The 9,825-nt window shown below is 74.3% G+C and carries 8 protein-coding genes and 1 tRNA gene; 1 reads left to right on the top strand and 8 read right to left on the bottom strand.

All coding sequences use genetic code 11. From position 1 onward, the window contains the following. The coding region (locus ETD96_RS33745) for a response regulator (RefSeq protein ID WP_240808420.1) at positions 1-600 on the bottom strand (600 nt) is incomplete at its 3' end. A gap of 98 nt (positions 601-698) precedes the next feature. On the opposite strand from ETD96_RS33745, the gene ETD96_RS33740 reads away from it, so the two are divergent. Continuing rightward, positions 699-1,754 carry a Gfo/Idh/MocA family oxidoreductase gene (locus tag ETD96_RS33740; RefSeq protein ID WP_138640540.1) on the top strand — a complete coding sequence of 352 codons (1,056 nt, stop codon included), beginning with the start codon at positions 699-701 and terminating at the stop codon, positions 1,752-1,754. A 17-nt stretch (positions 1,755-1,771) separates the two neighbouring features. Here the strand turns inward: ETD96_RS33740 and ETD96_RS33735 are convergent, their stop codons facing one another. The 7 genes from ETD96_RS33735 to ETD96_RS33710 form a co-directional block, all read right to left on the bottom strand. Further along, positions 1,772-2,794, bottom strand: coding sequence for a coiled-coil domain-containing protein (locus ETD96_RS33735; RefSeq protein ID WP_240808419.1), 1,023 nt, complete (start codon positions 2,792-2,794; stop codon positions 1,772-1,774). Between the two features lie 195 nt (positions 2,795-2,989). Next, positions 2,990-3,430 carry an HNH endonuclease gene (locus tag ETD96_RS33730; RefSeq protein ID WP_138640539.1) on the bottom strand — a complete coding sequence of 147 codons (441 nt, stop codon included), beginning with the start codon at positions 3,428-3,430 and terminating at the stop codon, positions 2,990-2,992. A 26-nt stretch (positions 3,431-3,456) separates the two neighbouring features. Beyond that, positions 3,457-3,578 (bottom strand) — tRNA-OTHER (locus ETD96_RS45240). A gap of 106 nt (positions 3,579-3,684) precedes the next feature. Continuing rightward, positions 3,685-4,659: a GNAT family N-acetyltransferase gene (locus tag ETD96_RS33725; RefSeq protein WP_138640538.1), complete on the bottom strand. Its 975-nt coding sequence runs from the start codon at positions 4,657-4,659 to the stop codon at positions 3,685-3,687. A gap of 68 nt (positions 4,660-4,727) precedes the next feature. Further along, positions 4,728-5,711 carry a methylmalonyl Co-A mutase-associated GTPase MeaB gene (meaB, locus tag ETD96_RS33720; protein WP_138640537.1) on the bottom strand — a complete coding sequence of 328 codons (984 nt, stop codon included), beginning with the start codon at positions 5,709-5,711 and terminating at the stop codon, positions 4,728-4,730. Then, complete coding sequence (gene scpA / locus ETD96_RS33715; RefSeq protein ID WP_138640536.1) at positions 5,708-7,921, bottom strand: methylmalonyl-CoA mutase; 2,214 nt, start codon at positions 7,919-7,921, stop codon at positions 5,708-5,710. The genes meaB and scpA overlap by 4 nt, the downstream gene beginning before the upstream one ends. Further along, complete coding sequence (locus ETD96_RS33710; RefSeq protein WP_138640535.1) at positions 7,918-9,741, bottom strand: methylmalonyl-CoA mutase subunit beta; 1,824 nt, start codon at positions 9,739-9,741, stop codon at positions 7,918-7,920. Before ETD96_RS33710 ends, scpA begins: the two co-directional genes overlap by 4 nt. Between the last annotated feature and the right edge of the window lie 84 nt (positions 9,742-9,825).

Raw genomic sequence — 9,825 nt, 5'->3', positions numbered from 1 at the left:
CGTCCCGTCCGCGGTCACGATCAGCGGCAGCTCCGGTGAGCCCGCGGCGGCGACGAGCTGCGCGCCCTCCGGGTCGCCGTCCATGAGCCAGTGGTAGGGCACCTGGTGGCGGGCGAGGAAGTCGCGGACCTCGTAGCAGCGGGCCGACCAGCGGTGCCCGACGACCCGCAGCTCCCGGGGCGGGGGCCGCTCGGTCCGCGCCCACGCGTCGAGCTGCTCGTCGATCACCGGGTAGAACTTCTCGTCCGGCGGGTCCCAGGGCTTCAGCAGGTAGTGGTCGAGGTCGACGACGTTGATCGCGCGGATCGCGGCGTCGGTGTCGGCGTAGGCGGTGAGCAGGACGCGCCGGGCGTACGGGTACAGGTCCATGGCGCGTTCGAGGAACTCGACGCCGTTCATCTCGGGCATCCGGTAGTCGGCGACCATGACGGCGGTGTCCTCGCCGCGCAGCCGCAGCTCGCTCAGGGCGTCGAGCGCCTGCCGGCCGGACTCGGCGCGCACGATCCGGTACGACTCGGCGTACCTGCGCCGCAGGTCCCGGGCCACGGCCCGGGACACGCCCGGGTCGTCGTCGACCGTCAGAAGCACTGGCTTGGGCAAACGGGCCCCCTCGTTCCTGTCCATCCCTGGACAGAAGCCTACGTCGCGCCCGGACCCCGGTTCCCGGCGGCCGCCGCGCCATCGGTCATGATCGACGCATGGACCTGCGTGTTGCGCTGATCGGATACGGCACCGGCGGCTCGGTGTTCCACGCGCCGCTGATCTCCTCCGTCCCCGGAATGCGGCTCGCCGCGGTCGTCACCGGCTACCCGGAGCGGCAGCGGGCCGTGCGGGAGCGGTACCCGGAGGCCGAGGTCCTGGACGGCGCGGACCGGCTGTGGGGCACCTCGGGCGACTACGACCTGGTGGTGGTCGCCGCGCCGAACCGGCAGCACGTGCCGCTGGCCCGGACGGCGCTGACCGCCGGCGTCCCGGTCGTGGTGGACAAGCCCGTCGCGGCCTCGGTGGCGGACGCCCGCTCCCTCGCCGCGCTGAGCGCCGTCCGGGGCCTGCCGGTGTTCCCGTTCCACAACCGCCGCTGGGACGGCGACTACGTCACGGCGGCGCGACTGATCGAGTCCGGCGCGCTCGGCGAGGTGGGGCGGTTCGAGTCCCGGTTCGAGCGCTGGCGGCCCGAGGTGAAGGAGAGCTGGAAGGAGAGCACCGACCCCCGCGACGCGGGCGGCATCCTGTTCGACCTCGGCTCCCACCTCGTCGACCAGGCGCTGGCGCTGTTCGGCCGCCCCGCCCGCGTCTACGCCGAGATCGACACCCGCCGCCCCGGCGCCACCGCCCCCGACGACGTGTTCGTGGCGCTGGCCCACCCCGGCGGCGCCCGCTCGCACCTGTGGATGAGCGCGACCGCCGCCCAGCTCGGCCCGCGCTTCCGGGTGCTCGGGAGCCGCGCGTCCTACACGGTCTCCGGCATGGACCCGCAGGAGGAGCAGCTGCGCGCCGGCCTCACCCCGAAGGACCCCGGCTTCGGCATCGCCGACCCCGACGCCTACGGGCTGCTGGGCACACCCGGCGAGACGTCCCCGGAACCCACCGCGCCCGGCGCCTACCAGGAGTTCTACGCGGGCGTCGTCCGCGCCCTGCGCGACGGGGCGGCGCCGCCCGCCACGCTCGCCGACGCGATCACGGGGCTGGAGGTCATCGAGGCCGCCGCCCGCTCAGCCCGCGAAGGGACCGTCGTCGACCTCGACCCTCAGTAGCCCGATCGGGCGCCGGGTCAGAGGACGGAGACGTGGACGTGGTCGTAGTGGTTCTGGGTGACGCTGCCGCGGTCCTCCATCTGGCGCCAGCCGCCGCTGCTGCGCATGTCGTAGATGCGCTGCTTCCAGATGACGTACTTGATGCCGAGGCGGGAGGCGTTGTCGATGACGTACTGCGCGACGCGGTCGCCGTGGGCCTGGGCTGAGGCGCTCGGCATCTTGCCGCCGGTGCTCTCCATGAAGTCGCAGGCGGTGCCGGAGCCGTGGTCCTGCGGGTCGCCGGGGCGGGCGCAGCCGATGGTGGGGAACGGGCCGAACTTGCCGTCGACCTCCAGCAGCACCGTGCGCATCCGCGAGGTCATGGAGTTGCCCACGATCGGCGACTTGCTGCCGCTCACCCCGTCGGGGCGCCCGGCGCCGCCGCCGCTCACGGGGGCCTTGGTCACCTCGGGCTTGTACTTGGCGAGGAGCTTCTTGACCCGGGCGCGCTGGCCCTCCAGGTCGTCGATCTCCTTCTTCACCGTCGCCAGCTTCTTCTTGGCGGCCTCCCGCGACTGCGCCGCCTTGGTGTTGAGGACCTCGAGCTCGGCGATGCGGCGGCCGTTGTTGCGGGTGATGTGCTCGATGACGGCGGCGTCGCGGACGGCGGCGCCGGGCTCGGCCGAGGACACCATCGGGATCACGTCGAGCCGGCCGGTCATGTAGGTGGTGGAGGCGATCCGCGCGACGGCGACGCGGGCCGCGTCGTACTCGCGGCCGGTCTTCTCCGCGTCCGCGCCCGCGCGCTCGGCGGCCTTCTTCGCCTCCTCCAGGGTGACCAGCTCGCCCCGGTACTCCTTCGAGAGCTTCTCCGAGCGCTCCTTGAGCTTGGCGTACTCCTTCTTGAGGTCCTTCGGCTCCTGCGGGAGCCTCGCGGCGGCCCCGGACGCGGGCGGCAGCACCGCCGACACGCCCACCGCGAGCGCGATCGCCGCCAGGCGCTTCGCCGTGCGCCCGCGCGCCGCACGGGCCGTCCTGCCACCGGGATCGAGGGCCGCCACAGATCACTCCTAGATAACAAAGCTCAAGATTGGCGGCACGCTACCACAATCGCCCATTTAGCCTCAGACGCTTCCTCAAAACACACACTGTCACGCGAGAGTCACCGAGACCGGGCACATGGTACGAGACGCCCAGGGGGCGGGACCGCCGTCCGGCGGTCCCGCCCCCTGCCGCACGCCCCGTCACGCGCCCCGTCAGGGGCCGACGAGCTCCTCCCAGCGCGGGACCCGCGGCGGCCACAGCAGCCGGAGCCCGGCCTCGGCGACCGTCCTGTCCGCCTTGCGGTTGTTGCACTTCCCACACGCCAGGACGGTGTTCTCCCACGTGTCGCCGCCGCCGCGGGACTGCGGGCGGACGTGGTCGATCGTGTTCCCGCGCCCGCCGCAGTAGCAGCAGCGGCCCCGGTCGCGCAGGTACACGCCGCGCTTGCTCCACGGCGGCCGCCTGCCGTGCCGCCAGCGCATCGCGACGTACCGGACGAGCCGCAGGACCCGCGGCACCGGGAAGCGGCCGAAGGTCCGGCCCTCCTCCGCCTCCTCGACGACCGCCACCTCGCGCACCAGCATGCGGATGGCGTGCCGCAGGTCCACCCTCTGTAAGGGCTCGTACGACGCGTTCAGGACGAGCACGTTCACCGGGTCACCTCCTTGCCCGTGTGCCGCTCCCCCACCGGGATTCGAACCCGGATCCTCCCGCGCCGAACCCCTCCATTCCCGGATCCGTAGTACGGAGCAGAATGGAGAATGCCGACGGCGCGGCGTTCTTCCGGTGAACTATGGGGAAATGCTTCGGCAATTCCGTGGCCGCCGGGTATTTCCCGGAACGGCCTCCCCAAGAATGCCGAGCGGCGGGCCGCGGCGGCAAGGTGTTTTCGGGCCGGAGCGGCCGGTCAGGGCAGGGCGGCCACCGGGGCCTGGTACTCCAGGGACTCGCGCTCGGTGCGGAATCCCAGCTCCTCGTTGACCGCGATCATGTGCGCATTGTCGCCCGAATTGTCCGTTTCTATCTCGCGCACGTCGGGGCGCTCGGCGGCCAGCCAGGCGAGCATCGCGGCCTTCACCCAGATGCCGATGCGCCGGCCCCGGTGCTCCGGGACGACCGCCGTGTCGTACTGCGCGGCCCGGCCGGCCGAGTCGTGCGGGACGACGACCTCGGTGAACCCCGCGATCGCGCTGCCGTGCAGCGCGGCGACCGTGTACAGCTCGTCGCCGCGCTTGGCGACGACCTCGGCCATCTCCCGGACGCGGTGCGCGTCCCACTGCGTGCCCTCGTACTCGGCGAGGTCGGCCATGGCGTACTTGGCGCGGGCCAGGGCCGCCGCGTGCGCGTCCGGCACCACGCCCCGCCAGCGGGCCAGCCGGTACCCGGCGGGCGCCTCGGCGAGCAGGCGCGCGACGCGCTCCGGGGGGACGTCCGCCAGCCGCAGCACCATGCCGCGCAGGGTGAGCACGCACTCGAAGCCCAGCGACTCCAGGAACGGGACGGCCGGGGTCCCGGCGAGGACCTGCGCGATCACGCTGGCGCGGCCGTCGGCGCGCAGCCCGCCCGCGGCGGCGGCGAGCAGCCGGCCGCCGAGCCCGTGCCGCCGGTGCTCGGGGCGGACCTGGACGTCGATCTCGCCGGGGCGCCCGGCGCCCGGCTCGCCGGGGAGCCGGAGCGCCGCCACCGCGAGCAGCCGGCCGCCGTCCGCCACCGCCCAGAGCCGCTGCCGCGAGCCGGGGTCGGCGCCGAGCAGCCGCCGCGCCGTCGCGTCCGGGTCCGGGGCGGGCTCCCCGGCCGGGTCGGCGGCGTGGACGGCCGCGACCACCTCGTGCCACGCGCGGATCTGCGCGTCGGTCGGAGCATCGAGCGCGATGACGTCCATCCGACTTTTGTACCGGATCCCGGGCCGCCGCGACCGGGACCCCGGACATCCCGTGCCGGGAACCCGGGTCAGCCGTCCCGCGTGAACGCCGCCAGGATGCGGTCGGCGGCCAGCGCCGGGGTGAGCGTCCCGTCGGCGACGTCCCGCTCCAGCCCCGGCACGAGCTCGCGGACGCCGGGGTGCGCGTGCAGCTCGCCGAGCAGCCGGTCGTGGACCATCGCCCACGTCCAGCCGACCTGCTGGCGGCGGCGCCGGGCCTCCAGCTCGCCGGACGCGCGGAGCCGCTCCTGGTGCTCGACGATCAGGCCCCACACCTCGTCCAGCCCGGTGCCCTCGCGGGCGCTGCACGTCAGGACGGGGGTGTCGCGCACCCGCTCGTCGCTGCGCAGCATCCGCAGCGCCCCGGACAGCTCCCGGGCGGCGCGCTTGGCCTCCATCTTGTGCTCGCCGTCGGCCTTGTTGACGGCGATGACGTCGGCCAGCTCCAGGACGCCCTTCTTGATGCCCTGGAGCTGGTCGCCGGTGCGGGCCAGGGTGAGGAACAGGAAGGAGTCGACCATCTCGGCGACGGTCGTCTCCGACTGGCCGACGCCGACCGTCTCGACGAGCACGACGCCGTACCCGGCGGCCTCCATGACGACCATCGCCTCGCGGGTGGCCTTCGCGACGCCGCCGAGCGTGCCGGCCGTCGGCGACGGCCGGATGAAGGCGTCCGGGTCGGCGGCGAGGCGCTGCATGCGGGTCTTGTCGCCGAGGATGCTGCCGCCCGTCCGGGTCGAGGACGGGTCCACGGCGAGGACCGCGACCTTGTGCCCCTCCCCCGTCAGCTTCGTGCCGAGCGCGTCGATGAACGTGGACTTGCCGACCCCGGGCACGCCGGTGATCCCGACGCGGCGGGCGTTCCCCGCGTGCGGGGTCAGCTCGACCAGCAGCCTCTGCGCCAGCTCCCGGTGGTCGGGGCGGGTCGACTCCACGAGCGTGACCGCCCGCGCGATCCACGCCCGCGACCCGTCCCGCACCCCGGCGACGTAGTCGTCGAGCCCCGGCCTCACCGCGCGACGTGCCCCAGCTCGGCGCCCAGCTCGTCCAGCAGGCCGAGCGCCGCGTCCGCGAGCACGGTGCCCGGCGGGAAGATCGCCGCGGCCCCGGCGGCGCGCAGCTCGGCGAAGTCCTGCGGCGGGATGACCCCGCCCACGACGATCATGATGTCGGAGCGGCCGAGCGCGGCCAGCTCCTCGCGCAGCGCGGGCACCAGCGTGAGGTGGCCGGCGGCGAGCGAGTTGACGCCGACGATGTGCACGTCGGCCTCCACCGCCTGCCGGGCGACCTCCGCCGGGGTCTGGAACAGCGGACCCACGTCGACGTCGAAGCCGAGGTCGGCGAACCCCGTCGCGATCACCTTCTGGCCGCGGTCGTGGCCGTCCTGCCCCATCTTGGCGACCAGGATGCGGGGGCGGCGCCCCTCGGCCTCCTCGAACGCGGCCGTCGCGGCGCGCGCCCGCTCGATGCTCGTCACCTCGCCGGCCTCTTCCCGATACACACCCGAGATCGTACGGATCTGCGCCGCGTGCCGCCCGTACGCCCGCTCCAGCGCGTCGGAGATCTCCCCGACGGTGGCCTTGGCGCGGGCCGCGTCGATGGCGAGCGCGAGCAGGTTGTGCTCCAGGCCGTGCGGGCGGGTGCCGCCCTCGGCGGCCTCGGCGACGCGGGTCAGCGCGTCCAGCGCGGACCGGGCGGCGCCCTCGTCGCGCTCCTCCCGCAGCCGGCGCAGCTTGTCGATCTGCTGCGCCCGGACCGCCGCGTTGTCGACCTTGAGGACCTCGATCTCCTGCTCGGCGTCCGGCCGGTACTTGTTGACGCCGATGACCGGCTGCCGCCCGGAGTCGATGCGGGCCTGGGTGCGGGCCGCGGCCTCCTCGATGCGCAGCTTGGGCAGCCCCTCGTCGATGGCCTTGGCCATGCCGCCGGCCTGCTCGACCTCGGTGATGTGCGCCCAGGCTCGGCGGGCGAGGTCGTAGGTGAGCCGCTCGACGTAGGCGCTGCCGCCCCACGGGTCGATGGTGCGGGTCGTCCCGGACTCCTGCTGCAGGAGGAGCTGGGTGTTGCGGGCGATGCGGGCCGAGAAGTCGGTCGGCAGGGCCAGCGCCTCGTCCAGCGCGTTGGTGTGCAGCGACTGGGTGTGGCCCTGCGTGGCGGCCATCGCCTCGATGCAGGTGCGGGCGACGTTGTTGAAGACGTCCTGCGCGGTCAGCGACCAGCCGGACGTCTGGGAGTGCGTCCGCAGCGACAGCGACTTCGGGTTCCGCGGCCCGAACGTCTTCACCAGCCGCGCCCACAGCAGCCGGGCGGCGCGGAGCTTGGCGACCTCCATGAAGAAGTTCATCCCGATCGCCCAGAAGAACGACAGGCGGGGCGCGAACGCGTCGATGTCCAGCCCGGCCTCGCGCCCGGCGCGGATGTACTCGACCCCGTCGGCGAGGGTGTAGGCCAGCTCCAGGTCGGCGGTGGCCCCGGCCTCCTGGATGTGGTAGCCGGAGATCGAGATGGAGTTGTACTTCGGCATCCGCTGCGAGGTGAACGCGAAGATGTCGGAGATGATCCGCATCGACGGCTGCGGCGGGTAGATGTAGGTGTTGCGGACCATGAACTCCTTGAGGATGTCGTTCTGGATGGTCCCCGCCAGCGCCTCCGGCTTCACCCCCTGCTCCTCGGCCGCGGCGATGTAGAGCGCGAGGACGGGCAGCACGGCGCCGTTCATGGTCATCGACACGCTCATCTTGTCCAGCGGGATGCGGTCGAACAGCTGGCGCATGTCGTAGATGGAGTCGATCGCCACCCCGGCCATGCCGACGTCGCCGGCGACGCGCGGGTGGTCGGAGTCGTAGCCGCGGTGGGTGGCGAGGTCGAAGGCGACCGACAGGCCCTTCTGCCCGGCCGCGAGGTTGCGGCGGTAGAAGGCGTTGGACTCCTCGGCGGTGGAGAAGCCGGCGTACTGCCGGATCGTCCACGGCTGGGTGGCGTACATCGCCGGGTAGGGGCCGCGCAGGTACGGCGCGATGCCCGGCAGCGTGTCGAGGAAGTCGACCCCGGCCAGGTCGTCGCCGGTGTAGAGCGGCTTGACGCCGATGCCCTCCGGGGTGTCCCAGGTCTGGGCCTCCGGGTCCCCGCCGGTGGCGTCGGCGACGGCGGCGCGCCACCGCTTGGCGGCCTCGTCGGCGGGGGGCGCGGTCCCGAGGTCGATCTCGGTGAAGTCGGGGATCATTCGTTCACTCCCAGATCGTGGAGGGTGGTCTCCAGGACCCCGATCGCGTCGCATCCGGCGTACACGCGGGCGTCGACCCCCTCGTAGGTTCCCTTACCCGCGAGCCAGACCTTCACCGCGCCCGCGTCGCGCAGGATCCGCGCGGCGTCCCGGGCCCGATCGGCGTAGACCTTGTCGCTGGAGCACAGGCAGGCGACGGCGGCGCCGGACGCGGCGAACTCCTCGGGCGCGCCGGTGACCGTCTCGATCCCGCCCGCCTGGAAGAGGTTGGCGGCGAACGACGCGCGCGCCGTGTGCACGGCGATGGGCCCGAGCGTCGCCAGGAACACCCGGGGCCGGGCGCCGGTGGCCTCGGCGTGGGCGTCGGAGCGGTCGCGGAGGGCCTCGAAGTCCTGCGCGTACGACACCACCGGGAGGCCGCCGCCCGGCTGCGCCGGGGCGGGTTCGCGCTCGGGCAGCGCCTCGGCGAGGTTGGGGAACTCGCTGACGCCGGTGAGCGGCGCCTTGCGGCGGGCGATGTCGGCGCGGCGCCGCTCCCACGTCGCGGCGAGCCGGTCGGCGACGAGCCCGGACTCCAGGGCCGCGGCGAGGCCGCCGGCCTTCTCGATCTCGGTGAACCAGGTCCAGGCGGCCTGGGCGAGGCCCTCGGTGAGGCTCTCGGCGTACCAGGACCCGCCGGCCGGGTCGACGACGCGGGCGAGGCTCGACTCCTCCAGCAGGAGGGTCTGGGTGTTGCGGGCGATGCGGCGGGCGAAGTCGTCGGGCAGCCCGAGGCGGGCGTCGAACGGCAGGACCGTGACGGCGTCGGCGCCGCCGACGCCGGCCGCGAACGCCGCGATGGTGGTGCGGAGCATGTTCACCCACGGGTCGCGGCGGGTCATCATCGCCGCCGAGGTGACCGCGTGGATCCGGGCGGCCGTCCCGTCGGCGGCGCCGCTGACCTCGGCGACCCGCGCCCACAGCCGGCGCATGGCGCGCAGCTTGGCGATCGAGGAGAACTGGTCGGCGTTGACGGCGAGGCGGAACTCCAGCTGCCCGAACGCCTCGTCCACGCTCAGCCCGGCGCCGGTCAGGGCGCGCAGGTAGGCGACGCCGGCCGCGACGGCCGCGCCGAGCTCCTCGGCGTCCGCACCGCCCGCGTCGTGGTACGGGGTGCCGTCCACGGTGATCGCGCGGAGCCTGGGGAACTCGCGTGCGCACCGGACGGCCAGCGCGGCGGCCTCCTCCAGCGAGCCCTGGGCGCCCGTGCGGGCCTGGAGCCCGAGCGGGTCGGCGCCGAGGCTTCCGGACGCGTCGGCCGCGTTCCCCCGCTCGGCGGCCAGGGACAGGAAGGCGCCGGCCGCCTCGGCCGTCGCCGCTCCCGCGTCCAGCACCACGGGCGCGAGGTCGAGCAGCACGCCGCGCAGGGCGTCGGGGAGGGCCGCGACGGGCAGGCCGCCGTCGCCGAGCCGCAGCCAGACCGAGGTGGCGCCGTTCTCCAGGTCGGCGAGGATCGCCTCGCGGGTGGCGGCGGCGTCGGGGTGCGCGTGCCGCTGCCGGACGTCCCAGCCCGCGATGCCCTCGCCGTCGGGCCGCACCTCGCGGACGTACGGGGCCAGGCCGGGGCGTCCCGGCGGGGCGTCGGCCCGGGTGTAGAGCGCCGCGACCGGCACCCCGTCGTACGACTCGCGGGTCAGCAGACCCTCGATCCCGTCAAGGGGGGTGTCGTCGGTCGCCGCGCCGGACTTGCGCAGCACCCCCTTCACCATCTCCCGCCACCGGTCGCGCTCGGCCGGGGGGAAGGCGGCGGCCAGTTCGAGTTCCTCAGGCGGCACCGTCATGGCGGAAATCGTAGGTGAGCGACCGAACGGGGCTCTAAAGCGGGTCCCGCTGACCAGTACCCGGGCCCGCCCCCGGGTCCCCGC

It is taken from the genome of Actinomadura geliboluensis, from assembly GCF_005889745.1.
In the GTDB taxonomy this organism is placed as follows: domain Bacteria; phylum Actinomycetota; class Actinomycetes; order Streptosporangiales; family Streptosporangiaceae; genus Spirillospora; species Spirillospora geliboluensis.
This window is presented reverse-complemented; position numbering and strand designations above follow the sequence as displayed.